Source organism: Tenacibaculum sp., assembly GCF_050290165.1.
GTDB lineage: Bacteria > Bacteroidota > Bacteroidia > Flavobacteriales > Flavobacteriaceae > Polaribacter.
On the sequence record NZ_JBNKHD010000015.1, the window covers coordinates 457532 to 481239 of the forward strand.

Genomic DNA, 23708 nt, shown 5'->3' on the forward strand with positions numbered 1-23708 from the left:
AACTATTCTTCTGTTGTAATTTTTGTTTCTTCCTTGTTGTCAAACGGTCTGTCACCAAAAATTTTGACTAAATCGTCTTTAAAGATAACTTCTTTTTCAAGCAATAATTCAGCTAACTCTGTTAACTTATCTCTGTTGTGATCAAGTATATCAATAGCTCTTTTGTATTGATTTTCTATGATTTCAGAAATTTCTTCGTCAATTTTTTGAGCTGTAGCATCACTATAAGGCTTTACAAAAGCGTCATTTCCTGATGAGTCGTAATAAGTAATATTACCAACTTTATCATTCAATCCGTAAACAGTAACCATAGCGCGAGCTTGTTTAGTAACTTTCTCTAAATCACTTAACGCTCCAGTTGAGATTTTATTGAAAATTAACTTTTCAGCAGCTCTACCTCCCATAGTAGCACACATTTCATCTAGCATTTGTTCAGTTTGAACAATTTTTCTTTCCTCAGGAAGGTACCAAGCAGCACCTAACGATTGTCCACGAGGAACGATAGTAACTTTTACTAAAGGAGCAGCATGTTCAAGCATCCAACTTACAGTGGCATGACCAGCTTCGTGAAAAGCAATTACTTTCTTTTCTTTTGGAGTAATAACCTTGTTTTTCTTTTCTAAACCACCAACTATTCTATCAACAGCATCTAAGAAATCTTGGTGCTCAATGGCATTCTTACCTTTTCTAGCAGCAATCAAAGCAGCTTCGTTACAAAGGTTAGCAATATCAGCACCAGAGAAACCAGGAGTTTGTTGAGCTAAAAATTCTAAATTAACATTTTCTGCTAATTTTAGCGGTTTAATATGTACGTTAAAAATTTCTCTACGTTCATGTAGGTCTGGTAAGTCAACATAAATTTGACGATCAAAACGACCTGCACGCATCAAAGCTTTATCTAGTACATCTGCACGGTTTGTTGCTGCCAATACAATAACATTAGTGTCAGTGCCAAAACCGTCCATTTCAGTAAGTAGTTGGTTTAAAGTGTTTTCGCGCTCATCATTTCCGCCTGTCATACTATTTTTCCCTCTGGCACGTCCAATGGCGTCAATTTCATCAATAAAAATAATTGAAGGCGACTTTTGTTGAGCTTGTTTAAATAAATCACGAACACGAGATGCTCCAACACCAACAAACATTTCAACAAAATCTGAACCAGATAAAGAAAAGAATGGTACTCCAGCTTCACCAGCAACAGCTTTGGCTAATAAGGTTTTACCAGTACCCGGAGGTCCTACTAATAAAGCTCCTTTAGGAATTTTACCTCCTAATTTGGTGTATTTTTCTGGGCTTTTTAAAAAGTCTACAATTTCTTGTACTTCCTCTTTGGCGCCTTCTAAACCAGCAACATTTTTAAAGGTAGTCTTAACTTTGGTGTTTTCGTCAAAAAGTTTAGCCTTTGATTTACCGATGTTGAAAATTTGTCCACCAGCACCGCCGCCACCAGCAGCTCCTGACATTCTTCTCATAAAGAAAAGCCAAATAGCAATAAGTAAGATAAAAGGAAGGAAGCTGATGATGGTATCCATCATGCTAGTTCTTTCAATATTTACTTTATCGAAATCAAGATTTTTTTCTTGCTTTTCTTTATTGATTTCATTTTCAAAGTTTTGCAAATCTCCAAAATTGTAAGTGTACAAAGGAGTACCACTTCTGTAAAAAGGAGAGTCTGCTAATTTTTTGTGTTCTTCTTTCTTTTCTGCCTCAGGTTTTAAAAATATTTGAGCAAGACTATTGTTTTCAACAACAATTTTTTGAATATCGTTTGCTTGAAGAATTTTAGTAAACTCGTTTTTAGAAATATTGCGAGACCCTAAGTTACTGGAATTAAAGAAACTTAACCCTAATAGTATAACTAAAATAGGAATGTATAACCAAAACGAATTAAAAGTAAATTTTGGCGCATTTTTTTTATTATCACTCATAAAAAGGTGTCTAAATTGTTAGCAATTAAGCTGGATTAATTTCGGTGATTTTTGCATCACCCCAAAGGCTTTCTATATCGTAAAACTCACGTACTTGTTTTTGAAAGATGTGAACAACCACATTTACGTAGTCCATAAGTACCCATTCAGAGTTTGCTTGCCCTTCTATGTGCCAAGGTTTATCTTTAAGTTCTTTACTTACTACTTTTTGTACGGAACCAGAAATGGCATTGACTTGTGTGTTTGAATTACCTGAACAAACTACAAAATAATCACAAACAGTATTTTCTATCTCTCTTAAATCTAGTAGTTGGATGTCTTCACCCTTTACATCATCAATCCCTTTAATAATCACAGCTATTAGATCGTCTGTGTTTGTTTGTTTTATTGTCATTAAAAAAAATTAAGTTTTAGCAAAGTTATTATTTTTTTGCGAGTAATTTATGTAATATTGATACTTGTTTTACTCACAAAATCTGTATGAAAATAATCAAACTTAATGCCATTGATTCTACCAATACTTTTTTAAAGAATATGGTGTCAAAAATGTCTATTGATGATTTTACAGTAGTAGTAGCTAAAACTCAAACAAAGGGTAGGGGGCAAATGAACTCAGAATGGGTGGTAGAAGAAGGTAAAAACCTGACTTTTAGTGTGTATTCAAGCTTTATAGGCTTAGATGTTACCAATCATAAGTATCTTAATTTCTGTGTTTCCCTAAGTGTATACGAAGCGCTGAATGACCTAAAACTACCTGATTTAAAGGTGAAATGGCCTAACGACATTCTGTCAGGAAATAAAAAATTAGCAGGAATTTTAATTGAAAACTCATTGAAAGTAAGTAACATAAGTTCTTCTGTAATAGGAATAGGGGTGAATGTAAATCAAGATTCATTTTCAAAAAAGTTACCCAATGCTTCTTCAATAAAAATGATTTTAAAGAAAGAAATTGATTTGGATGTTTTACTAGATAATATTCTTTCTAAAATGAAAGATAAGTTTGATCTTTTAGCTAAAAAAGAATTTCAGCTTTTAGAAAAGGCGTACTTACAAGTGTTGTATAAAAAAAATGTTCCAACTATGTTTAAGAATAGTCAGAACATTTTATTTATGGGTAAAATTATTGGAGTTTCAAAAAGCGGAAATCTCCAAATAGAATTAGAAAACGAAACAATTCAAGAATTTGGTTTGAAAGAGGTTTCGTTTGCTAGTTTATAATTTTGCTAAATTTTCAGTTAAAGTACCTATGAACTTAGTTAAAGGAGCTTTAACCATCATTGCCATCATTGCGTTAAATTCACCATCAAATTTTAAAGTTACCTCACTTTCATTTTCTGATGTTTCATTGATGTCAGCAGCTAGAGTAAAAGGCAATTTACTACTTGCAGCACCTAAAGTTACATTCGAATATTCGGTTTTATCTTTCATTACCAATCTAATCTCTGGCATTCCTTTTAAACCAAAGATAAAGCTATCGCCATCCACTTCAAATTTTTGAGTGTTTTCAGGCATTAATTGCTCAAAGTTTTCAAGTTTAGTTAAAAAATCGAATAAATCTTTAGATGATTTTTTTACTGTTACTGTATTTCCTTCTATGTTCATTATTGTGCTGTTATTTTTCGTTTTGTTTCCACTTACTAGGCTCAACTCTCCAATCTTCTAAAGTACGAAGTTCTTCACTAGTAATATATTTACTGTCTAAAGCTTGTTCTAATAAGTACTCATAGTTACTTAAAGTAGTAAGCTCTACACCATCTTTTTTAAAGTTTTCCGACGCAATTTCAAATCCATAAGAAAAAATAGCGATCATACCTTTTACATTAGCATGGGCTTCTTTAAGTGCTGTCACTGCATTTAAACTACTTTTTCCTGTACTGATTAAATCTTCAATTACAACCACATTTTGACCACTTTCAAGGTGTCCTTCAATTTGATTTTGTCTTCCGTGTTTTTTAGGTTCAGGTCTTACATACACAAAAGGGACTCCTAGTTCTTGGGCAACTAATACTCCTATAGCTATGGCACCAGTTGCTACCCCAGCAATAACATCTGGTTTTCCGTGTTTTTCCTCAACTAATTTAGCAATTTCTTCTTTCAAAAAATTTCTAACAGTTGGGTAGGATAATGTAATTCTGTTATCACAATAAATAGGCGATTTCCACCCAGAAGCCCAAGTAAATGGAGTTTGTGGGTTTAATTTTATAGCTTTAATTTGCAAAAGAAGCTCGGCAGTTTTTTTTGCTGTATCTTTGTTAAAATCCATAGCACAAATGTATAAAGTTTTTGTCAATGATAAGCCAATAATTTTTACAACTTCATTTAAAAATGAAGATAATTACCCCGTTTATATTTACAAAAATGAAAGCATAGAAGAGCTTATTTATAAGTTAAAAATAGGGGAACTAAAAGGGCTTTATTTGTTTTCGAATAATTTAGCTGAAACTTGGAAAGTTTTTAGAATAAAATTCAAAGTAATTATTGCAGGAGGCGGATTGGTTTTAAATAATCACAATGATGTTTTGTTCATTTATAGAGGTAACAAATGGGATTTACCAAAAGGGCGCATTGAGAAAGGTGAGGAAATTGAAGAAACAGCCATTAGGGAAGTTGAGGAAGAATGTGGGATTGAAAATCTTACCATTAAAAGAAAATTGTTGGTAACCTATCACTTATTTGCACAACAAAATGAATATCGTTTAAAAGAAACCCATTGGTATTTGATGCACTCTGATTATGAAGGAATTTTAACTCCTCAGTTAGAAGAAGGAATTACAGATGTAGCGTTTAAAGATAATGAAGCTGTAAAGGAAGCATTGAAAAATACCTATGAGAACATTCAACTTGTCTACGATTCATACATAAACAAGGTAAGTTAATGACACTATGTCACAAAAAACTACCTATATCTTTTCTTTTTCTGCCAAAATAATAGCTAAAGTTTAATGGCATACACTTTGACTATTTACTACTCGTAAATTTGAATTAAAAACTTTAAAAAGAGAAATAAAGATTATGAGTAAAATTATTGGTATAGATTTAGGTACTACAAACTCATGTGTTTCTGTAATGGAAGGAAATGAGCCAGTAGTAATTCCAAATGCTGAAGGAAAAAGAACTACACCTTCTATTGTAGCATTTGTAGAAGGAGGTGAGCGTAAAGTAGGAGATCCTGCAAAGCGTCAAGCAGTAACAAACCCAACAAAAACGGTTTATTCTATTAAGCGTTTTATGGGTAATTCGTACTCTGAGTCTTCAAAAGAAGCAGATAGAGTTCCTTATGAAGTAGTAAAAGGAGAAAACGATACACCAAGAGTAAAAATTGATGATCGTTTATATACACCGCAAGAAATATCAGCAATGATCTTACAAAAGATGAAGAAAACTGCTGAAGACTATTTAGGTCAAGGAGTTACTGAAGCGGTAATTACAGTACCAGCATATTTTAACGATGCGCAACGCCAAGCTACGAAAGAAGCAGGTGAAATTGCAGGATTAAAAGTTCGTCGTATTATCAACGAGCCAACTGCAGCTGCATTAGCTTACGGATTAGATAAAGCAAATGATGATAAGAAGATTGTAGTATTTGACTTTGGTGGAGGTACACACGACGTTTCTATTTTAGAATTAGGAGACGGAGTATTTGAAGTATTAGCTACTGATGGAGATACACACTTAGGTGGTGATGATGTAGATGAAAAAATCATTAACTGGTTAGCAGAAGAGTTTAATGCTGAAGAAAGCATGGATTTACGTAAAGATCCTATGGCATTACAACGTTTAAAAGAAGCTGCTGAAAAAGCGAAGATTGAATTATCAAGCACAACTTCAACAGAAATTAACTTACCATATATTACAGCTACAGCTAGTGGGCCAAAACACTTGGTAAGAACATTAACGAGAGCGAAGTTTGAGCAATTAATCCACGATTTAATCGATAGAACAATTGAGCCTTGTAGAACAGCGTTAAAAAATGCTGATTTATCAACTTCTGATATCGATGAGATTATTTTAGTAGGAGGATCGACTCGTATCCCTGCTATTCAAGAAGCAGTTGAGAAGTTCTTTGGTAAAGCGCCAAGTAAAGGTGTAAACCCAGACGAGGTTGTGTCATTAGGAGCAGCAATTCAAGGAGGAGTGTTAACAGGTGATGTAAAAGACGTATTATTATTAGATGTAACACCGTTATCATTAGGAATTGAAACTATGGGTAACGTATTTACAAAGTTAATCGATGCAAATACAACTATTCCAACTAAAAAGTCGCAAGTATTCTCTACAGCAGTAGATAACCAACCATCGGTAGATATTCACGTATTACAAGGTGAAAGAGCAATGGCAGCTGATAACAAAACAATTGGTCGTTTCCAATTAACAGATATTCCACCAGCACCAAGAGGAGTTCCTCAAATTGAAGTAACATTTGATATTGATGCTAATGGTATTATCAATGTATCTGCGGCTGATAAAGCAACAGGAAAAACTCAAAACATCCGTATTGAAGCTTCTTCTGGATTAACAGACGAAGAAATCGAAAAGATGAAAGCTGATGCTGAAGCAAATGCTGAAGCAGATAAGCAAGCAAAAGAAACTGCAGATAAAATTAACGGAGCAGATTCTATGATTTTTCAAACTGAAAAGCAATTAAAAGAATTTGGTGATAAATTATCAGCAGATAAAAAAGAACCAATCGAAGCTGCTTTAGAAGAGTTAAAGAAAGCACACGAATCTAAAGATATTGCTGCTATTGATGCTGCAATGGAAAAGATTAACGAAGCTTGGAAAGTTGCTTCAGAAGAAATGTACAAAGCACAACAAGATGCACAAGCTAACGGAGCAGGTGCACAAGGAAATGCAGATGCAGGTTCTTCAGCTGAAGGAGATAACGTAGAAGACGTAGACTTCGAAGAAGTAAAGTAATTTTGAATTTATTTCAGAATCCAAAATAAAACAAAAAGCCATTGAATACGTTCAGTGGCTTTTTTACTTTTACAATATGAAATTTTACCAAAAAGAAATTCAATTGCCTGCATTTAGTAGAGGGTATCATTTAATTACAGATATCATAGAGAAAGCTTTGCCAGAGCTTACGACCATTCAAATTGGCCAGTTACAAGTGTTTATAAAACATACTTCTGCTAGTTTGACAATTAATGAAAATGCAGATCCAACGGTACGAATGGATTTCGAGTCACACATTAACAAAATGATTCCTGAAAATATGCTGTATTATAAGCACGATTACGAAGGTGCTGATGATATGCCAGCACATCTTAAAAGTTCTATGTTAGGATGTCAGGTACAAATTCCAATTACCAACGGAAAACTCAATTTAGGCACTTGGCAAGGAATATACTTAGGCGAGCACAGAAATTATGGAGGAAGAAGAAAAGTAGTATTAACAGCCTTTGGAAATTAAATGACATATCATAAATTCAATTTTTACAGAAGCACGTATTGTGAATTTGAAATGCAAAACATCAATTTTTTTGAGGAGATGAAAGCGCATTTTCAAAGTAAATCAGGAAGCTACTATTATTATACTGAAAATGGTGTTTTCCGTTATTCGAATCACTGGGGAAGAGTTGCCAATTGTCGATGGAAAATTCGAGGAATAGAACAGTATAAAAATCAAAACTACTATGTAGGATATGCAAATTGGTCAGACTTTTATCCGCTAAATAATACTGATAAAGTGTTTTACTTAGAAGCAGATTATGTGGAGCATAAGGTGAGTATTAAAAGAATTCAATACAATTCCGAAGAAGCTCATTTTTTAATGACTTCAGAATTAGCGCATCAACGTTTAAAACAAATCCAATCGTTATTTAAAGAGTACAAATGGGCTCGTTATTTTGAAGAAGATATCGAGGTGTTAAGAAAGCGATTAATTGACCAGTTAATACATACAAATAAAAGCTTACAGCAGTTAAAATTAGAGTTATAATTCTCTATAATCTCTATTAACTCCTATACTAAAACCAAATCGAATTTCATTTTCACTACCTAATCTGTGAATAGCGACTTTGCCTAAAGGAATTTTACCAAACTCATTGTTGGTAATCTCATCTTCGTTTAAAAAAAGTTTCCCTTTAAACTGTTGTTTAGTGTTGTACTCACTTTTATCTTTTTTGTTTTGATAAATGTTGATAGACAGGATATTATCACTATCCGTGTATCCACAAAAAATACCATATTGATCCCAAATAATATAGTTGTTGCTTTTTTCAAGTTCTCTGCTAGGACTACCTAAAATTTGAGTTAAGGCATCATAACTAGTTGGAAATGTAAGAGGTTTGTCATCAATGTGAATAACATCTGTATCACATGTAATCACTAAATCTTTTACTTTCTTTTTTTTAAAAAAACTCAACATATTTTTCTCGGTTTGGTTTGTAGAATTTAACGTAAAACTAGAAAATAAATTTTAAGAAACTCCCTTCACTTTTAATTAAATTTGCTAATTGGATATAAAACCCTAATACATAATGAACATACCTCAAACGAGTTTTCCTAGAGTTGTAATTATAGGAGGAGGATTCGCAGGATTGGCAGCTGCAAGAGCATTAGAGAATCAAGAATTACAGGTTGTTTTAATAGATAAACACAATTACCATACTTTTCAACCCTTATTATACCAAGTAGCAACAGGGGGTTTAGAGCCCGATAGTATTGCATTTCCTTTACGAAAGAGGTTTAATGATGTTGAAAACTTTTATTTCAGATTGGCAAAAGTTACTCATATTAATGCGGAAAGAAATATCGTAGAAACGACTATTGGTAATTTAGAATATGATGAGTTAATTATTGCTACGGGATCTACCACAAACTTTTTCGGAAACACAAGTATTCAAAAGTATGCTATGGAAATGAAATCGGTTCCACAAGCATTGAATATTCGTAGTTTGGTATTAGAAAATTTTGAAGATGCACTGTTGGTAACCGATTTAGAAAAACGTTTGGCATTGATGAACTTTGTTATTGTTGGAGGCGGACCTACAGGAGTGGAATTGGCAGGAGCATTGGCAGAAATGAAAAAAGCAATACTACCTAAAGATTATCCAGATTTAGATATTCGACAAATGAAGATTAACTTGATTCAAAGTTCAGGAGAACTACTCAAAGGGATGAGTGAGTCCTCTTCAAGAAAATCAGAAGAGTTTTTAAGAAAATTAGGAGTCGATATATGGAAGAACTTGCGTGTAGTAGATTATGATGGAGAAACTGTTAGAACAGATGGAGAAGACCATTTTAAAGCACAAACTGTTATTTGGGCGGCAGGAGTAAAAGGGGAAGTCGTTGAAGGATTGAATCATGAATGTGTGATAGAAAGAGCGAATCGATTTAAAGTGGATGAGTATAATAAGGTAATTGGCTACGATAATGTATATGCGATTGGTGATGTAGCATGTATGCAAACCAAAGATTATGAAAGAGGACATCCTATGATGGCACAACCAGCCATTCAACAAGGTCGATTATTAGGAAAAAATATTTTGGCAAAGTTAAAAGGTAAAAAACAAAAGCCTTTTAAGTATAAAGACAAAGGAGCTATGGCAACTATAGGAAGAAATAAAGCTGTGGTAGATTTACCTAAGTGGAAGTTTCAAGGAGTATTTGCTTGGTTTGTGTGGATGTTTGTACACTTGTTTTCATTGATAGGGTTTAGAAATAAAGTAATTGTATTTATGAATTGGGTATATAATTATGTTCGTTTTGATAGAGAAACAAGATTGATTATTCGTCCTTATAAAAATAAAAATAAGTACAGTTTTAAAGAGCAAGAAAATGGCAATTACTAAAAATATTAAGTGCCCAAGTTGCGGAGTTTTTAATACGAATAGAGATTATTGCAAAGACTGTGATACACTCATTTCTTTTGAAAAGAAGCGGGAGCAAAAAGTAGCTGCTTATAAAGAAGAAGAACTCGAAAGAGTAAAATACGATATTGAAAACCCTAATTTAGCAGAACGTTTAAAAAAACATCCAGTTTGGCTGTTTCGAATTGTTGGTTGGGTGTTGTATTCTGCATATTTATTAATTAGTGCTATAGGAGCTTTAATAGCTTGGTTTGTAGCCATGGTTGCTGCGGGTTAGAATTGTATGCATAAAAGAGTACTCCCATATTATTTTGTATTTTCATTAGCTACAGGTAGCCTCATTTACCTTGCACAAAAATTGGCAATAGAACTCCCAGTTATAGTAAATAATTATGTGAATGATTTTTTAATCATCCCCATAGTATTAATAGTTAGTTTGTATGTTTTACGATGGAGTAGAAATGATGCTAATTACCAAATTTCTATTGGAGCAATTCTTTATCTATGCAGTTTTTATGCAGTTATTTTTGAATATGTTCTGCCTAAATTTCATCCAAGATACACTGCTGATATCATAGATGTTGTATTGTATTTTATAGGAGGGATAATTTTTTATTACCTTCAAAAATGTAGATTATGAAACCAAGATTACTTGTTTTATCTGATTTATGGGGAAAGGAGAATGCCAATTGGGTTTCGACCTATGTTGAAAATTTATCGGAGGATTTTGAAGTAGTATTTTACAGCAGTTGTGAATTGGCAGGTATTCCAGATTTTGATATAACAGAACAAGAGAGACACCGTTTGTTTGTAGAGAGTGGGGTAGAGCAAGCTGTTAAAAATTTATTGAGTTTAGAAAAAGAAGAAGTAGTAATTTTAGCATTTAGCATAGGGGGTACTATCGGTTGGAAAGCTAGTTTAAGAGGTTTAATGATTAAGGATTTTTATGCAGTTTCAGCAACAAGGCTGCGTTACGAAGAAGAAAAACTGTCAAACAAAGTAACTCTTTATTATGGAGAAAAGGATGCTTACAAACCTGATGGTAATTGGTTTGAGAAAATGAAAGTTGACTATCATATAATTCCAAAAGGTACCCACGAACTATATAGAGATAAGGAGTTTGCTATAAAGCTATGTTTAGAAATAAAAAGTAAAAGATGAAACCTTCGACAAAAATACCCTCAACGATTGTAACTAGAATAAGTAAAGCGATTTCTTTTATTGAAGATAATTTAGAGACGAAACTTGCTTTAGAAGAAATAGCAAAAGAAGCTTATTTTTCTCCGTTTCACTTTCACAGACTTTTTAAAGCAGTAACTAAAGAAACGGTAAATGATTTTATCACAAGAAAAAGAGTAGAAAAAGCGGCTTCGTTTCTGTTACATCAACAGGAAAAAACAATTACAGAAGTGGCAGAAATAGTTGGGTTTACCAGTTTGTCATCATTTTCAAGAGCCTTTAAAAAGTTTTATGGATTGAGTCCTGTTGAGTTTAAAAAAGAGAGTCCTAATAAATTTAGCAAGATTTGTAAAGAGGAAAGCAAGAACGGTCAAGTTGAAATTCGATTTGAAGAATACATTTGTAACATACAAAATGCTTTAAATTGGATTAAAATGAATGCTAAAACAGAAGTTAAAATGGTTCCTGAAATGAACCTAGCGTACATAAGCCATCAAGGAAAAATGGACTTAATAGGAGATGCATATACTAGATTAATGCGTTGGGCAACTCCTAAAGGATTGATGAATCAACCAGACTTAAAAATGATTACGATTTATCATGACAGCCCTAAAATTACAGACCCAGATTATATACGTATGAGTGCTTGTATGACGTTGAATGGTGAAGTAGCTACAGACGGGGAGGTAAATACAAAAGTTTTACCAACGACAAAATGTATTGTTTCTAGGTTTGAAATTGGTTTTGACGAGTTTCAACAAGCTTGGGAAACCAGTTTTGTATGGATGAGTGAACACGGTTATCAAAAGGCAACTATAGATCCGTTTGAGATATATCATAACAATCCACAAGAGCACCCAGAAGGGAAATGTATTGTAGATATTTGTATTCCCGTGGAGTAATAAAGTTTGCGTTTGTAATTGTTAATACAGAGATTATTCGTTTTTGTGTTCAAGGACTTTTCATAGGGAAATCAAAGTGACTATAAATGCAAAAAGTTTTGATTAAGGACTAACCTAACATTATTTTAGAAAGTGTCGCAAGTTGTCTTATAGTTATTTACTCAGAATATTTTTATAATAATTATCCATAGTATAAATATAAATGCGTTTGAGAAAATTAAATTTAATCTGGCATTTTCAGTGATTTTATTAGTTAAAAGAGTATAACAAATTGAAATGAGAGTAGAAGAATTACAAATGATAAATAAAATACCACTTATTCCATTTAGACCTGACGAAAGTTTTATTCTTTTATTTTCAATTTCTACTGTTTTCACTGTCTTATAAATTGGGGAAATTTTTAGTTTTATTTCAGAAGCAATTATCCTTTTTTCCTGAGTTGTAGAAAACTTGTAATTATTTTCGGTAATATAATTGAATCCTATTTTTGTTGTAGTGTTGCTACTTGAGAATTTATGATGACCAGAAACTTCTATTGTACTTACTTGAGAAATTTTTTCAGTTTTATTGAATTCTGGAAAGAAAAAATAGTCAGCTAAAAATAGAGCACTAAACATAAAAGGAATAGAAATGAACGTAATGAACTTTTTTTTAAAGTCTTTTTTAAAAAAGTTATTAATCCTGTTTGTTGTTTTATCCATAAATAGCTTATAACTTGTTTATAAGTGTAATAAAATTACTATTATATTCCCTTAATGGTAGAATAAGCAGAAGTTTAGCAATTTTAAACCTCTAAATATAAAAAATAAAATAGCGAATAGGAGTATAATTTATAAAAACAAAAATCCCGAGTTAGCGAACTCGGGATTTTTATATTATTTTTATTTATAAACTAAGTTTACGTGTTGTTTTAACCTATCCGAACACTAGTCATTGTTAAAGACCCACCTACCGCTTGGTCATTGAATAAAGAAACTTCATCAGTGTCATCTTTTAATGCTAAAGAATAGAGTAAAGGGAGATAATGTTCTGCTGTTGGAATTGCTAAGTCAAAAGCTTTTCCATGTTTTCTAAAGTCAATTAACGATTGATGATCATTTTTTAAAATCCAATCCTTCATTTTTTGATTGGCTTCTATAGCCCAATCAAAACCAAAATTCGTATGGATTTTACTAAAAGAAATTTCTCTTAGATTATGAACCATATTTCCGCTACCTATAATTAGAACCCCTTTGTGTCTCAGTCTAGTTAACTGCTTTGCTAGTGCATAATGTTCGGCAGGTGTTCTATTATAATCTAAACTTAATTGAATAACTGGCACATCAGCTTCAGGAAAAAGATGTTTAACAACAGTCCATGAACCATGATCAAGCCCCCATTTATAATCAAGATGAACTGATTCAGCAGGTTCAATAATTTTTGTTATTTGTTCTGCAAGTTGAGGGTGACCAGGAGTAGGGTATTGCACTTCAAAAAGTGTTTTGGGAAATCCACCAAAATCATGAATAGTTCTTGGTTGCTCCATTGCAGTAACAAATGTTCCTTTGGTTTCCCAATGAGCAGAAACGACTATAATTGCATTGGGTTTTTCTAAACTTCTTCGTTGTTTTTTAAAACCTTGAACAAATTCATTATCCTCAATTCCATTCATAGGAGAACCGTGCCCTAGAAATAAAACAGGCATTTTTTCTGTATTGTTAAATGACTGTGTTAATTGTTCTAATTTTGAAAATGATGATATCATAGGTATTGATAATGTGCTTATCCCAGCAAGCTTTATGAAATCTTTACGATTCATTTTAGTTAAATGCGTTACTCAAATATTCTTTTATAGTTGTAGGTTTTCTATTTAGTAAGATTTCTAAACTATTGTCAGATAATTCTAATTCTCCTTTGGCTTGAGCTAAAGAGAAGGCGGTTAACAATTCAATGTATTCTTCAGGAACTCCATATTGTTTTAATGTTTCTTGATAATCCCCTGCTTTAGGTGATTGATAAATAATTTCTTTTCTTGATATTTTTGTCAATATTTCTGCCACATCTTTATAGCTAAAAGCCTCTGGATTTGTTAGCGAATATATTTTATTATTATGACCTTCTGAAACTAAAATGTGTGCTGTAACTTCTGCTAATTCATCTCTTAAAACTGAATTAGATTTTCCTTCTTTAGCGGGTAAAGATATAACACCAGTATCTAAAACATTTTCTCCTATAAACATTGGAATATTTTCGAAATAGGAAGCATTTTGAAGTATGGTGTAATTTAGGCTGCTTTCTTTTAGCCATTTTTCGGTTTTTGCATGTGAGTCTTGTAAAAATCCTATTGCAGAATCTTCTACACTTGTATTTCTGATAAAAGAAGTATAAACCACATGATTGATATTAGCCTCAATAGCTGCTTTTATAACCTTTTTGTGTTGGTTTTCTCTTGCTTTAATATCGTTTCCTGAAACGAATAGTAATTTGTCTATTCCTTGAAATGCTTTGACTAAAGAGTTGTAATCAGAATAATCTCCAATTCTTAGTTCAATACCCTTGCTTTTTAAGTCTGAAGCTTTTTCTTTATTTCTTACCAGTGCAGCAATGTTTGAAGCAGGTATTCCTTTATTTAATAATGCATGAATGGTACTATTGCCATATCCTCCAGTGGCTCCTGTTACTAAAATCATATTTGATATATTTAAATTGTTTATACAAAATTAGTATATTTGGTATCTAAAGTATAGTTAAGTACTTAAAAATACTAGTATACAAAAGTATAGTAATATAAATTTTATGAAATTTGAATTGATTCAAACCTATCCAGAGGTAAAGAAGTGTCCTGTAAGTTATGTCTTGGCTATTAATGATACATTAAATGTATTGAGCGGTAAATGGAAAATGCCCATAATTGCAGCCTTGTTGTATGGTAATAAACGATTTAAGGACATTCAGCTAAGTATTGATAAGATTACACCAAGAATGTTATCTAAGGAATTAAAAGATTTGGAGGTGAATAGTGTTGTAAAAAGAAAAGTTTATGATAGTCAACCAGTTTTAATAGAATATGAACTTACTGAATCTGGTAGAAAAATAATACAGGTCTTAGATTCTATGGTTGCATGGGGGCTTGCTCATAGAGAGTCAGTTTTAGAAAATAATGCATAAACTTTTTTTTGGATGTTTAGGTAGTAGTTTAATGTAGAGCATACAAAAATCCCGAGTTAGCTAACTCGGGGTTTTTAGTTTTTATGTTATTTTCCGATAGTTAAATTAGAAATAATAATCTATACATGGTATTGTACCTAGTGCTTCCTAATCCTAATAGGAGGCAATTCAATATTTTCTATTTGTTAACTTCATTGTAACTCATATTGTTAAGTAAGTAAGATTGTTCGGGTATAACTTCTTTAATATACTCAACGCCCCATTCATAAAGTGGATCAAAAATGAAACATAATTTTTGACCTATTTCTGTGAGCGAGTATTCCACTTTTGGAGGAACTTGCGGGTATACTTTACGATTTATTAAACCATCATTTTGTAATTCTTTTAGTTGGTTTGTGAGCATTTTTTCGGTGATATTTCCACAAATCCGTCTTAATTCCCCATATCTTTTTGGCTCATTCTTAAGGCCATTTAAAATAAAAAGTTTCCATTTTCCACTTATCATTTTTACTCCTAATGATAAAGGACAACTCTCTTCTGGATGATGCATAAAAAATATTTTTAAAAAAAAGTTGCTCTAAAGGTACTTATTTTATTAAAAACATACAAAAATGTATGTACCATACAAAAAAGTAACTACTTGTATTAAAGATAGTGTTAGGCTAGTTTTGTCTGAAATAAAAACAAATCATAATGTTAAAAATTTTAGAGAAAATTCAAATAGGAAGTTTAGAATTGAAAAACAGAGTAATAATGGCACCATTAACAAGAATGAGGTCTAACCCCAATGGTGTTCCTTCGGATCTGAACATTGAACATTATTCACAAAGAGCGAGTGCAGGGTTAATTATTGCTGAGTCAACATCAATCTCAAAACATGGAGTAGGGTATGTGAATGCTCCGGGAATTTATACCCAAGAACAAGTTCAAGGTTGGAAGAGAGTAACAGATGAAGTGCACAGAAATGAAGGGAAAATATTTGTGCAGCTACTCCATGTTGGTAGAATTTCACATTCAGACTTCCTTGACGGACAAAAACCCGTTGCTCCATCAAGTATTAAGCCTAATGGACAAGGGTATACACCAAATGGATTAAAAGATTTTGAGACGCCTAAAGAATTGAGTTTAAATGAAATTTCTTCCATTATTAATGAATTTAAAGTTGCTGCACAAAATGCTAAAAATGCAGGGTTTGATGGTATTGAGGTACATGGCGCAAATGGATATCTCATAAATCAGTTTATAGATGATGTTAGTAATAAACGTATAGATTATTATGGCGGTTCGATAACTAATAGAAGTAGATTTCTTTTTGAAGTACTTGATGCTGTACTTGAGGTCTGGGATAGTGAAAGAGTTGGTGTAAGATTATCTCCATCTGGAATTTTTAATTCAGTTGGAGACTCTAATCCAAAGCAAACCTATTCTTATATAATAGAAAGACTTAATGATTATAATCTGGGATATTTACATCTAATGAATCCGATGATGCCTATAAATGAGTATCCTGAAATGGTGTCTGATGTTGCTAATTTTTATGGTAAATTATACAAAGGAAATCGGATAATAAATGGAGGATATACTAGAGAAACTGGAAATGAGGCTATAGAAAAAGGTATTGCTGAAATGGTATCCTATGGACATTTATTTATTGCAAATCCGGATTTACCAATGAGGTTTGAATTAAACTCTGATTATAATGACCAGAATCCTGAAACATTTTATGGAGGCGGAGAAGAAGGTTATATTGATTACCCGTTTTTAGCTCATCAATAAAAATATTTAAAAATAAACACTATGAAAACAAACTCAATGTTTATTGTAACTCTTAAATTTTCAGAAAATAAAGGTCGAGCTCATGAATTAATGCAAGGGCATAATGAATGGATAAATGATGGTATTAAAGATGACGTGTTCTTAATGGTTGGTAGTCTTAAATTTAACCTTGGAGGTGTGATTGTGGCTTACAATTCCACATTTTCAGATATTCAGGTTAGGGTAGAGAAAGACCCATTTGTAATTGAAAATATTGTTAGTTTTGAAATAATTGAATTTACACCAGCTAAACTAAATAACCGATTAGATTTTCTGTTCAGATAATAACTTGTTTATATACATAATAAAATTGAGGATAGAATTCTAATTTATGACATACAAAAATCCCGAGTTAGCTAACTCGGGTTTTTTAGTTATTCTATTTTTACAATCCCGTCTGCAATTTTCTTAAACTTAGTAAATACTTGTGCATCGTGTCCCGGAATAATAAACTTCATATTGGAAACAAAGCTTTTCATTCGTTCCATTTCACTAACATATTTATTGGGATTAAATGTGTAATGAGGTATAGGCAAACGTTTTTCTAAGTTGTAGTAAAACCAGATATTGTCCGAAGCGATAATAACAGGTTCTTTATCATTGGTGTTAACGAGCACATATTGTGATTCATATGTGTGTTTTGATCCAATATAAATTTTTATTCCAGGAATAATCTCAATGTCATCACCCTCTACAAGTTTTAATTTTCCTTGTAAATTTATATCAACAATTGTTTGCACATCAGCTTTATCAAATCCATCGGAGAAACCCTTTTTTTGCCAAGCTTCACCAACAAAATATTCGTAATCGGCTTTTTGAATCCAAACTGTGGCATTAGGGAATAGAGAAAGTCCGCCAATATGATCCCAGTGCGGATGTGTTAGGATAATATCTGAAATCTGATTGTTCTTAATGTTCAGCCGCTCAAGAACTTTATCTGGTCTTACATAATTTGGAATCTTGTGTGTGATTGAGTCTGTAAAACCAGAATCGACTAGAATATTACGACCATTGGTTCCTTTTAATAGCCAAAACATATTACATGCTGATACCGTATCAGACTCTAAACCATTAACTGCTATTTTGTCTCCAGACATTTTTCGTGGACCTGCAAATTGTAATGCAAAAACATCATAATTTGAATTCTGAGATTTTACTGAAGTTATTGCGAAGAGGATTAATGTAAAAGGGATTAGGTAGTTTTTCATGCTATTGAATTGGATTGAGGGTTTTCGTCGACAGTCTATTATAACTGTGAGTTACAGGATTAAAGTTACTATTTTTTGGCTTAGTATTGATGTTAACAATTCTGGTTGTATTCGGACGTATTCAAATCCATCGTAATTTCGGTTATATATTGTCGTAGCCAGTTATTTTTTTGCCGAGTCTAAAAAGTTGAATTATTATTTCCAATCGTTCCACCTGTAACCAACATTAAAAATCTAGAGAAAAAATCGATTGGTTGTATAGCGTCCCAATGTTCTGCCAATTTACCTTCTTTTAGTTTAAAAGTATCAGTAATGATAAAACCTTTCTTTTCGTTGCCTCTATGTTTTGCTTTCATCGTGGTATGGCTTTGAAGGATAACAAAATCACCATCGGTAAAAATTTTCTTTACATCAAAAGAATATTCTGGAAAGCGGTTTACCATTGTTTTTACATAACCTACAAGTCCTTCAATCTCATTAGGAATAGCTCTATTGTGTTGAATGTATGAACCACCACCAAAAGTTTTTAAAGTGTATTCAAAATTGTGTTCATTCATTAAATGTTGAAAAAAATCGACAACCACTTTTACGTTTTCAGTTTCTTGCTGTGTCCATTGGTCTTGTGTGTAATTATCGAAAATTATTAGCGGAGCTTTAGTATTTGACATGCTTATTATTATTTGATTTTTAGAAGTGATTGTTTGTATTTATTATATGTTTCGATGATTTGTTTGCTTGATTGCTCTGTATTCATTTTTATTTTATCTAGTTCCGGATAAATATTTAGGTTTGGATGAAACTCTTGGATATTTTCTTTACTCCAAAACATAAGCTCAATTAGAATGGGGGTAAACGACAAACCTTTTTTAGTCAAAGTATAAATATTGGTTTTCTTGTTTTCAGGATGATTCTCCTTGTTGATTATTCCAAACTTTTCCAACAGTTTCAATCTTGATGAAAGAATGTTGGTAGCAATAGATTCTTGACTTTCAGTAAAATCTTTAAAAGTACTTTTTTCCTCAAAAAGCATCTGTTTGATAATAACCAATGTCCACTTGTCCCCAACAATATCAAGTGCTGAAGTTATGGGGCATTTACATCTAAAATGATTCTCCATTTGAAAAATGTTTAATATTACTTGCAAAACAAAAGTAATAATTTTATTTTTGCTTGCATAATAAAAGTAAAAAATAAATGAAAAAAGTTTTATTAACAGGAATATCAGGTTATATCGGTTTGCATTGTGCAGTAGAGTTGTTAAAGAAAGGGTATGCAGTAAAAGGTTCTATTCGAAATTTGTCAAAAGCTCGAAAGCTTGCTGAAACAATTGAAAAATATACTGTTCTAAATGGAAACTTAGAATTCTGCGAACTGGATTTATTAAATGATGATGGATGGGATGAAGCAGTTGTAGATTGTGATTTTGTGATGCACGTAGCTTCTCCATTTTTTTCAAAAGTACCTAAAGATGAAAGTGAACTCATTAAACCTGCTGTTGAAGGAACGCTACGAGCCTTAAAATCTGCTCACAAAGCTGGAATAAAACGTGTAGTGTTGACTTCCTCAATGGTAGCGATGTTGGGTGACTTAACAGGCGATGAAAATATTAACCAAAAAAGTTGGACGAATACGAATTCTAGAAACGCTACTGCTTACTTGAAAAGCAAAACACTGGCTGAAAAAAGTGCTTGGGACTTTGTAAAAGATAAAGAAATGGAGTTAGTAACTATTCATCCTGGTCCTGTTTATGGTCCTTCATTATCCGCTAATCTTTCAGGTGAATCTATGACCTTGTTTAAACGAATAATTACTGGTGAACTAAAGCAAATGATTAAAGCCAGTATCAATATGTCAGATGTGAGAGATGTAGCAAAAATTCACGTTTTAGCTTTAGAAAATGATGAAGCTAGCAATCAGCGTTTTATGGTAGCTACAGAAACGGCTCACTCTTTTCGGGAGATTACAAAGTTGTTAAAGTCAAATGGATATGAAAAGGTAGGTACCGGTGTAGTTCCTAATTTTATGGTTAAATTATTATCCAATTTCAATAATGAAATGAAAGGAATGTTGCCCTATGTTGGTAAAAAATATGAGGGTAAAGTGAAGGAAGCAAAAACAGTTTTTAACTGGGAACCAATTCCTTTTGAAAAAATGGTGTTGGATACGGCTAAATCTGTTGACGACTTTTTATAGGGCGAGTGATTTTAATTGGTTACATACACCATAAATTTACTATTATACTCCTTAAATAGTAAAATAAGCAGCAATTTTAGTATTATTAAATATAAAAAAATCCCGAGTTAGCTAACTCGGGATTTTTTTATATTTATATTGTTTTTTTGATTAGTAGTTTACATAATCAACAATTTCTAATCCGTAACCAATCATACCCACACGTTTGGTTTGTTTGGTATTAGAAACTAAGCGTAGTTTGTGAATGTGCAAATCGTGTAAAATTTGGGCTCCAATACCAAAATCTTTATTATCCATTACCACATTTGGAGCTTTCATTTCTCCTTTTGCTTGGTTCTCTTTTAAAATACGAAGTCTATTCAATAAGTTTAATGCTTGCATTTGCTGGTTAATGAATAGGATAGCACCTCTACCTTCATCATTAATCACTTTAAACATTTGGTCTAATTTCTGATCAGCATTATTGGTAAGCGTTCCTAATATATCGTTGTTTACCAAGGTAGAATTCACACGAGTTAAAATCGGTTCGTTCTTGCTCCAAGTCCCTTTAGTCAAAGCAATATGAACTTGGCTGTTGGTAGTTTGTTGGTAAGCACGTAAACGGAAATCGCCAAAGCGAGTTTGGATATTGAAATCTTCTTTCTTTTCAATTAACGAATCGTGTTCCATACGATAAGCTACTAAATCTTCAATAGAAACAATTTTTAAATCGAATTTTTGAGCAACTTCAACCAGTTGAGGTAAGCGAGCCATAGTACCATCCTCATTCATTATCTCAACGATAACTCCTGCAGGTTGTAATCCAGCTAAACGAGCAAAATCGATAGCAGCTTCAGTATGCCCGGTTCTTCTTAAAACACCCCCGTTCTTGGCTTTTAAAGGGAAAATATGTCCTGGTCTAGCTAAATCAAAAGGTTTGGTGTTAGGATTTATCAAAGCTTGAATGGTCTTAGCTCTGTCAGATGCAGAAATACCAGTGGTAACTCCATTTCCTCGTAAATCAACCGATACCGTAAAAGCAGTTTCCATAGGATCGGTATTGTTACTAACCATCATACCTAATTCTAACTCTTCACAGTGGGTTTCGGTAAGAGGAGTACAAATTAGGCCTCTGCCGTGTGTAGCCATAAAGTTGATCATTTCTGGGGTGATTTTCTCTGCAGCTGCTACGAAATCACCTTCGTTTTCGCGATCTTCATCATCAACGACAATAATAACCTTACCATTTTTGATATCTTCTATAGCTTCTTCAATTGTATTTAAATGAATATTAGTTGGTGTTTGTGTTGTCATTATTTTATTGTTTTCTCTTTTTTAGAGAATAAGTTTTTAAAAGAGTTTCTAATAGATGCAAAAAAGCTATTTATATCAAATAGTCCTTTGTCTTTAGTAGCTCTAACAGTTAAAGTTATAGCCAAAGGTAACATTATAAATACACTTAGCCAAGATCCTGTAATAGCAGTTAACGAGCTTTCTTCAGCTAAGTTTCTTCCAAAAGTATTGGAGAAAAAGTATAAAACGTAAATAGCAATAGCCAAAATCATAGGCAATCCCATACCTCCTTTTCTAATAATAGAACCTAAAGGAGCTCCAATAAAGAATAGGAGTAAGCAAGAGAGTGAAAAGGCTACTCTGTTATAGAATTCTATATCGTATAGGTTTAAATATTTACGTCTATTTTTTAAGGTTTCTTTATTAGAAGCATTATTGTTAATAGTACGTTCTAATTTTGAAGTTGCTGTTAAAATTATGTTTTGTTTTTCTTTTAAATCAAAGTTGTCAAGAATATCTGTTGATAGTTCTTTATTTATTAGCGAATCAGGATATTGGTGTAAATCTTCTATATCAATACTTAGAAATAAATTTTTAGCTCTACTTGTAACAAAATCATCATAATCCTTCTTCATTGTGGGTAAGGTATCTTTTAATTGTGCCAAGCTTAACATGTTAAATTGTGTTTTGTACTTTTCATCTTCAAGGCTACCTTCATTAAAAGAAGAGATGTCAATATTGATGGTATATTCATCAAAATCAGCATATGATGCAGGCATTTTTTGTCTTTCTTTTAAAGATGCCCCATTTTTTAAGTGGTGTTCAAAATAATGCCCATCTTTCAATACAAAAGTCATGTATCTACTTCCTTCATCTGAAAGAATTTCTCCTCTTTTAGCAGTGATAATTTTATTGTTTCCTTTTTTAGAAGATAAATCATAAATCATAACCTCCTTTAAAAGGTTGTCATTTTCACCATATTTCTCTTCGAATTTTATTTGAAAATTAGGAATTTCAGTATTGAAACTACCTGCAACTAGAGCAATAGCAGGTTGTTTCTTTTTAATGTTTACCTTCATGTTTAGCTGTTTAAGAGTGGCATAAGGGTAAACATAGTTTAGAAAGAAAAAGTTAATATTGCTTAAAAATATAGCTAAGAAAACAATTGGTCGTACCATTCTTTGTAAGGATACTCCTGCTGATTTTGCAGCAGCAAACTCGTAATTTTCAGACAGACTTCCAAGTGTCATAATTGAAGAGAGCAAAACACCAATAGGTAGAGCTTGAGGAGCCACAAGAAGAGTAGTGTACCAAAGGAATTTTAAGATAATTCCAACACTAATACCTTTACCAGCAAAGTTATCAAAAGCTAACCATAATGCCTGCATTACCAATACAAATAAAATGATAAAGAAGGTTGCTAGAAAAGGGATTAAAAAGCTTTTTAAAATATATCTGTCTAATGTTTTCACAGATGCAAAGGTAGTAGGTTAGAGGTATATAAACACAAAAGTTTTGTTAATGATTTTAAAACAACAATTAACAAAACTCTTGGGTAATTTTTTTTAGTCAATATAGTAGCCTAGTTTAGCATACTTAGTTTTATCAAATGAGAATAATTTTTCTGAAAGAGGTTGGTTACTTTTAAATTTAGTAATCGTAAAAGTAGTTTCAGCACCATTTGAACCTATTTGAGTAAGCTTATAAATGTGTTTTGTTTTGGCATCTATACCTAATTGTACTTTAACAATGTCTGAGTTGCTATCAATAGGAGTTAAGTTGATATATTGAACTTTACGACCATTACTGTTTTTTAAAGCTCCCATAGCAAACGTATATCCTTCTTTGTAGAAAGTCAATAATTTTGAAGGGTAGATGAATCCATCTTCTTCATCAATATTACCGTTTGTGATACTTACTTCCTTTTCATCTTTATTGATAACGACTAATTTTTTACCATCGAAAATAAAAGTATTTCCTAAATAATCAAGATTATATTTTTCTCCTGAGAGAGTTATTTCTCCTCTAATAGGTGGGTCGTTTGTGATACCAGCAGCTTTGTTTACTAGAGAAGAGTTAAAACCAATCACCATATTTTTATAGGCTCCCATTTTAGATGATACTTCGTCTAACAATTTTTTTGCTTCAGAAGAATTCTTTTGTCCCATGGCATTAATGCTAATACATAATCCAATAAATAATAATCCTATTTTTTTCATCGTCTTTCTAATTTCCACTTTCGGAATA

28 protein-coding genes are annotated in these 23708 nt (G+C 32.3%); 14 read left to right on the forward strand and 14 right to left on the reverse strand.

What is annotated here, in order from left to right:
• Positions 1 to 2: 2 nt before the first annotated feature.
• Both ftsH and rsfS read right to left on the reverse strand, forming a co-directional pair.
• Positions 3 to 1928 carry an ATP-dependent zinc metalloprotease FtsH gene (ftsH, locus tag ACQY6M_RS13330; RefSeq protein WP_428742376.1) on the reverse strand — a complete coding sequence of 642 codons (1926 nt, stop codon included), beginning with the start codon at positions 1926 to 1928 and terminating at the stop codon, positions 3 to 5.
• Between the two features lie 25 nt (positions 1929 to 1953).
• On the reverse strand, positions 1954 to 2322 hold the full coding sequence (rsfS, locus tag ACQY6M_RS13335; RefSeq protein ID WP_428742377.1) for a ribosome silencing factor: 369 nt from the start codon (positions 2320 to 2322) through the stop codon (positions 1954 to 1956).
• 86 nt (positions 2323 to 2408) lie between these two features.
• Here rsfS and ACQY6M_RS13340 point away from each other — a divergent pair, with 86 nt between their 5' ends.
• A complete protein-coding gene (locus tag ACQY6M_RS13340; protein WP_428742378.1) occupies positions 2409 to 3146 on the forward strand; it encodes a biotin--[acetyl-CoA-carboxylase] ligase in 738 nt (245 codons plus the stop codon).
• On the opposite strand, the gene ACQY6M_RS13345 is transcribed toward ACQY6M_RS13340, so the two are convergent.
• Together ACQY6M_RS13345 and pyrE are read right to left on the reverse strand one after the other, a co-directional pair.
• A complete protein-coding gene (locus ACQY6M_RS13345; RefSeq protein ID WP_428742379.1) occupies positions 3141 to 3530 on the reverse strand; it encodes an SRPBCC family protein in 390 nt (129 codons plus the stop codon). The two genes, ACQY6M_RS13340 and ACQY6M_RS13345, sit on opposite strands and share 6 nt — an antisense overlap.
• A 10-nt stretch (positions 3531 to 3540) precedes the next feature.
• Positions 3541 to 4191, reverse strand: a complete 651-nt coding sequence (pyrE, locus tag ACQY6M_RS13350) for an orotate phosphoribosyltransferase (protein ID WP_428742380.1) — start codon at positions 4189 to 4191, stop codon at positions 3541 to 3543.
• A 7-nt stretch (positions 4192 to 4198) separates the two neighbouring features.
• On the opposite strand from pyrE, the gene ACQY6M_RS13355 reads away from it, so the two are divergent.
• The 4 genes from ACQY6M_RS13355 to ACQY6M_RS13370 all read left to right on the forward strand — a co-directional run bounded on the left by ACQY6M_RS13355 (position 4199) and on the right by ACQY6M_RS13370 (position 7872).
• Positions 4199 to 4804: an NUDIX hydrolase gene (locus ACQY6M_RS13355; protein WP_428742381.1), complete on the forward strand. Its 606-nt coding sequence runs from the start codon at positions 4199 to 4201 to the stop codon at positions 4802 to 4804.
• Between the two features lie 136 nt (positions 4805 to 4940).
• Positions 4941 to 6845 (forward strand): molecular chaperone DnaK, encoded by a 1905-nt coding sequence (dnaK, locus tag ACQY6M_RS13360; RefSeq protein WP_428742382.1) that lies wholly within the window; start codon positions 4941 to 4943, stop codon positions 6843 to 6845.
• Between the two features lie 76 nt (positions 6846 to 6921).
• Positions 6922 to 7344: a secondary thiamine-phosphate synthase enzyme YjbQ gene (locus ACQY6M_RS13365; protein ID WP_428742383.1), complete on the forward strand. Its 423-nt coding sequence runs from the start codon at positions 6922 to 6924 to the stop codon at positions 7342 to 7344.
• Entirely contained in the window at positions 7345 to 7872 is a 528-nt protein-coding gene (locus ACQY6M_RS13370) for a hypothetical protein (RefSeq protein ID WP_428742384.1), read from the forward strand.
• Here the strand turns inward: ACQY6M_RS13370 and ACQY6M_RS13375 are convergent.
• Positions 7867 to 8301: a hypothetical protein gene (locus tag ACQY6M_RS13375; RefSeq protein WP_428742385.1), complete on the reverse strand. Its 435-nt coding sequence runs from the start codon at positions 8299 to 8301 to the stop codon at positions 7867 to 7869. The two genes, ACQY6M_RS13370 and ACQY6M_RS13375, sit on opposite strands and share 6 nt — an antisense overlap.
• A 112-nt stretch (positions 8302 to 8413) precedes the next feature.
• Between ACQY6M_RS13375 and ACQY6M_RS13380 the strand changes: the two genes are divergently transcribed.
• The 5 genes from ACQY6M_RS13380 to ACQY6M_RS13400 all read left to right on the forward strand — a co-directional run bounded on the left by ACQY6M_RS13380 (position 8414) and on the right by ACQY6M_RS13400 (position 11826).
• Positions 8414 to 9727 carry an NAD(P)/FAD-dependent oxidoreductase gene (locus ACQY6M_RS13380; protein ID WP_428742386.1) on the forward strand — a complete coding sequence of 438 codons (1314 nt, stop codon included), beginning with the start codon at positions 8414 to 8416 and terminating at the stop codon, positions 9725 to 9727.
• Complete coding sequence (locus ACQY6M_RS13385) at positions 9714 to 10022, forward strand: hypothetical protein (RefSeq protein ID WP_428742387.1); 309 nt, start codon at positions 9714 to 9716, stop codon at positions 10020 to 10022. Before ACQY6M_RS13380 ends, ACQY6M_RS13385 begins: the two co-directional genes overlap by 14 nt.
• 81 nt (positions 10023 to 10103) lie before the next feature.
• A complete protein-coding gene (locus tag ACQY6M_RS13390; RefSeq protein ID WP_428744960.1) occupies positions 10104 to 10385 on the forward strand; it encodes a hypothetical protein in 282 nt (93 codons plus the stop codon).
• Positions 10382 to 10906, forward strand: coding sequence for an alpha/beta hydrolase (locus ACQY6M_RS13395; protein ID WP_428742389.1), 525 nt, complete (start codon positions 10382 to 10384; stop codon positions 10904 to 10906). The genes ACQY6M_RS13390 and ACQY6M_RS13395 overlap by 4 nt, the downstream gene beginning before the upstream one ends.
• Positions 10903 to 11826 (forward strand): AraC family transcriptional regulator, encoded by a 924-nt coding sequence (locus ACQY6M_RS13400; RefSeq protein ID WP_428742390.1) that lies wholly within the window; start codon positions 10903 to 10905, stop codon positions 11824 to 11826. Before ACQY6M_RS13395 ends, ACQY6M_RS13400 begins: the two co-directional genes overlap by 4 nt.
• Before the next feature lie 910 nt (positions 11827 to 12736).
• On the opposite strand, the gene ygiD is transcribed toward ACQY6M_RS13400, so the two are convergent.
• Both ygiD and ACQY6M_RS13410 read right to left on the reverse strand, forming a co-directional pair.
• Complete coding sequence (ygiD, locus tag ACQY6M_RS13405; RefSeq protein ID WP_428742392.1) at positions 12737 to 13624, reverse strand: 4,5-DOPA dioxygenase extradiol; 888 nt, start codon at positions 13622 to 13624, stop codon at positions 12737 to 12739.
• 1 nt (position 13625) lies between these two features.
• Positions 13626 to 14495 (reverse strand): SDR family oxidoreductase, encoded by an 870-nt coding sequence (locus ACQY6M_RS13410; protein ID WP_428742393.1) that lies wholly within the window; start codon positions 14493 to 14495, stop codon positions 13626 to 13628.
• 106 nt (positions 14496 to 14601) lie between these two features.
• On the opposite strand from ACQY6M_RS13410, the gene ACQY6M_RS13415 reads away from it, so the two are divergent.
• Positions 14602 to 14973: a winged helix-turn-helix transcriptional regulator gene (locus ACQY6M_RS13415; RefSeq protein ID WP_428742394.1), complete on the forward strand. Its 372-nt coding sequence runs from the start codon at positions 14602 to 14604 to the stop codon at positions 14971 to 14973.
• A 178-nt stretch (positions 14974 to 15151) separates the two neighbouring features.
• On the opposite strand, the gene ACQY6M_RS13420 is transcribed toward ACQY6M_RS13415, so the two are convergent.
• Positions 15152 to 15523 (reverse strand): winged helix-turn-helix transcriptional regulator, encoded by a 372-nt coding sequence (locus tag ACQY6M_RS13420; protein ID WP_428742395.1) that lies wholly within the window; start codon positions 15521 to 15523, stop codon positions 15152 to 15154.
• Positions 15524 to 15666: 143 nt separating this feature from the next.
• On the opposite strand from ACQY6M_RS13420, the gene ACQY6M_RS13425 reads away from it, so the two are divergent.
• Both ACQY6M_RS13425 and ACQY6M_RS13430 read left to right on the forward strand, forming a co-directional pair.
• Positions 15667 to 16749, forward strand: coding sequence for an alkene reductase (locus tag ACQY6M_RS13425; RefSeq protein ID WP_428742396.1), 1083 nt, complete (start codon positions 15667 to 15669; stop codon positions 16747 to 16749).
• A 21-nt stretch (positions 16750 to 16770) separates the two neighbouring features.
• Positions 16771 to 17073 carry a YciI family protein gene (locus ACQY6M_RS13430; RefSeq protein ID WP_428742397.1) on the forward strand — a complete coding sequence of 101 codons (303 nt, stop codon included), beginning with the start codon at positions 16771 to 16773 and terminating at the stop codon, positions 17071 to 17073.
• An 89-nt stretch (positions 17074 to 17162) separates the two neighbouring features.
• Here ACQY6M_RS13430 and ACQY6M_RS13435 read toward each other — a convergent pair whose 3' ends face one another.
• From ACQY6M_RS13435 to ACQY6M_RS13445, 3 genes are all read right to left on the reverse strand, one after another.
• Positions 17163 to 17996 carry an N-acyl homoserine lactonase family protein gene (locus ACQY6M_RS13435; protein ID WP_428742398.1) on the reverse strand — a complete coding sequence of 278 codons (834 nt, stop codon included), beginning with the start codon at positions 17994 to 17996 and terminating at the stop codon, positions 17163 to 17165.
• A gap of 179 nt (positions 17997 to 18175) precedes the next feature.
• Positions 18176 to 18664, reverse strand: a complete 489-nt coding sequence (locus tag ACQY6M_RS13440; RefSeq protein WP_428742399.1) for a nuclear transport factor 2 family protein — start codon at positions 18662 to 18664, stop codon at positions 18176 to 18178.
• Positions 18665 to 18672: 8 nt separating this feature from the next.
• Positions 18673 to 19113 (reverse strand): winged helix-turn-helix transcriptional regulator, encoded by a 441-nt coding sequence (locus tag ACQY6M_RS13445; RefSeq protein ID WP_428742400.1) that lies wholly within the window; start codon positions 19111 to 19113, stop codon positions 18673 to 18675.
• Between the two features lie 77 nt (positions 19114 to 19190).
• Between ACQY6M_RS13445 and ACQY6M_RS13450 the strand changes: the two genes are divergently transcribed.
• Entirely contained in the window at positions 19191 to 20189 is a 999-nt protein-coding gene (locus tag ACQY6M_RS13450; protein WP_428742401.1) for an SDR family oxidoreductase, read from the forward strand.
• A gap of 150 nt (positions 20190 to 20339) precedes the next feature.
• Here ACQY6M_RS13450 and ribB read toward each other — a convergent pair whose 3' ends face one another.
• The 3 genes from ribB to ACQY6M_RS13465 all read right to left on the reverse strand — a co-directional run bounded on the left by ribB (position 20340) and on the right by ACQY6M_RS13465 (position 23680).
• Positions 20340 to 21482, reverse strand: a complete 1143-nt coding sequence (gene ribB / locus ACQY6M_RS13455) for a 3,4-dihydroxy-2-butanone-4-phosphate synthase (RefSeq protein WP_428742402.1) — start codon at positions 21480 to 21482, stop codon at positions 20340 to 20342.
• On the reverse strand, positions 21482 to 22933 hold the full coding sequence (locus tag ACQY6M_RS13460) for an LptF/LptG family permease (RefSeq protein WP_428742403.1): 1452 nt from the start codon (positions 22931 to 22933) through the stop codon (positions 21482 to 21484). The genes ribB and ACQY6M_RS13460 overlap by 1 nt, the downstream gene beginning before the upstream one ends.
• Before the next feature lie 93 nt (positions 22934 to 23026).
• Positions 23027 to 23680: a LolA family protein gene (locus ACQY6M_RS13465; protein WP_428742404.1), complete on the reverse strand. Its 654-nt coding sequence runs from the start codon at positions 23678 to 23680 to the stop codon at positions 23027 to 23029.
• Positions 23681 to 23708 lie beyond the last annotated feature (28 nt).

Bases quoted from the DNA above. Each gene is read 5' to 3' on its own strand.
- ACQY6M_RS13440 (WP_428742399.1), bottom strand. From the start codon at position 18,664: ATGTCAAATACTAAAGCTCCGCTAATAATTTTCGATAATTACACACAA.
- ACQY6M_RS13420 (WP_428742395.1), bottom strand. From the start codon at position 15,523: ATGCATCATCCAGAAGAGAGTTGTCCTTTATCATTAGGAGTAAAAATG.
- ftsH (WP_428742376.1), bottom strand. From the start codon at position 1,928: ATGAGTGATAATAAAAAAAATGCGCCAAAATTTACTTTTAATTCGTTT.
- ACQY6M_RS13375 (WP_428742385.1), bottom strand. From the start codon at position 8,301: ATGTTGAGTTTTTTTAAAAAAAAGAAAGTAAAAGATTTAGTGATTACA.
- ACQY6M_RS13380 (WP_428742386.1), top strand. From the start codon at position 8,414: ATGAACATACCTCAAACGAGTTTTCCTAGAGTTGTAATTATAGGAGGA.
- pyrE (WP_428742380.1), bottom strand. From the start codon at position 4,191: ATGGATTTTAACAAAGATACAGCAAAAAAAACTGCCGAGCTTCTTTTG.
- rsfS (WP_428742377.1), bottom strand. From the start codon at position 2,322: ATGACAATAAAACAAACAAACACAGACGATCTAATAGCTGTGATTATT.
- ygiD (WP_428742392.1), bottom strand. From the start codon at position 13,624: ATGAATCGTAAAGATTTCATAAAGCTTGCTGGGATAAGCACATTATCA.
- ACQY6M_RS13400 (WP_428742390.1), top strand. From the start codon at position 10,903: ATGAAACCTTCGACAAAAATACCCTCAACGATTGTAACTAGAATAAGT.
- ACQY6M_RS13365 (WP_428742383.1), top strand. From the start codon at position 6,922: ATGAAATTTTACCAAAAAGAAATTCAATTGCCTGCATTTAGTAGAGGG.
- ACQY6M_RS13385 (WP_428742387.1), top strand. From the start codon at position 9,714: ATGGCAATTACTAAAAATATTAAGTGCCCAAGTTGCGGAGTTTTTAAT.
- ACQY6M_RS13425 (WP_428742396.1), top strand. From the start codon at position 15,667: ATGTTAAAAATTTTAGAGAAAATTCAAATAGGAAGTTTAGAATTGAAA.
- ACQY6M_RS13340 (WP_428742378.1), top strand. From the start codon at position 2,409: ATGAAAATAATCAAACTTAATGCCATTGATTCTACCAATACTTTTTTA.
- ACQY6M_RS13370 (WP_428742384.1), top strand. From the start codon at position 7,345: ATGACATATCATAAATTCAATTTTTACAGAAGCACGTATTGTGAATTT.
- ACQY6M_RS13445 (WP_428742400.1), bottom strand. From the start codon at position 19,113: ATGGAGAATCATTTTAGATGTAAATGCCCCATAACTTCAGCACTTGAT.
- ACQY6M_RS13430 (WP_428742397.1), top strand. From the start codon at position 16,771: ATGAAAACAAACTCAATGTTTATTGTAACTCTTAAATTTTCAGAAAAT.
- ACQY6M_RS13345 (WP_428742379.1), bottom strand. From the start codon at position 3,530: ATGAACATAGAAGGAAATACAGTAACAGTAAAAAAATCATCTAAAGAT.
- ACQY6M_RS13435 (WP_428742398.1), bottom strand. From the start codon at position 17,996: ATGAAAAACTACCTAATCCCTTTTACATTAATCCTCTTCGCAATAACT.
- ACQY6M_RS13355 (WP_428742381.1), top strand. From the start codon at position 4,199: ATGTATAAAGTTTTTGTCAATGATAAGCCAATAATTTTTACAACTTCA.
- ACQY6M_RS13410 (WP_428742393.1), bottom strand. From the start codon at position 14,495: ATGATTTTAGTAACAGGAGCCACTGGAGGATATGGCAATAGTACCATT.
- ACQY6M_RS13415 (WP_428742394.1), top strand. From the start codon at position 14,602: ATGAAATTTGAATTGATTCAAACCTATCCAGAGGTAAAGAAGTGTCCT.
- ribB (WP_428742402.1), bottom strand. From the start codon at position 21,482: ATGACAACACAAACACCAACTAATATTCATTTAAATACAATTGAAGAA.
- ACQY6M_RS13450 (WP_428742401.1), top strand. From the start codon at position 19,191: ATGAAAAAAGTTTTATTAACAGGAATATCAGGTTATATCGGTTTGCAT.
- ACQY6M_RS13395 (WP_428742389.1), top strand. From the start codon at position 10,382: ATGAAACCAAGATTACTTGTTTTATCTGATTTATGGGGAAAGGAGAAT.
- dnaK (WP_428742382.1), top strand. From the start codon at position 4,941: ATGAGTAAAATTATTGGTATAGATTTAGGTACTACAAACTCATGTGTT.
- ACQY6M_RS13465 (WP_428742404.1), bottom strand. From the start codon at position 23,680: ATGAAAAAAATAGGATTATTATTTATTGGATTATGTATTAGCATTAAT.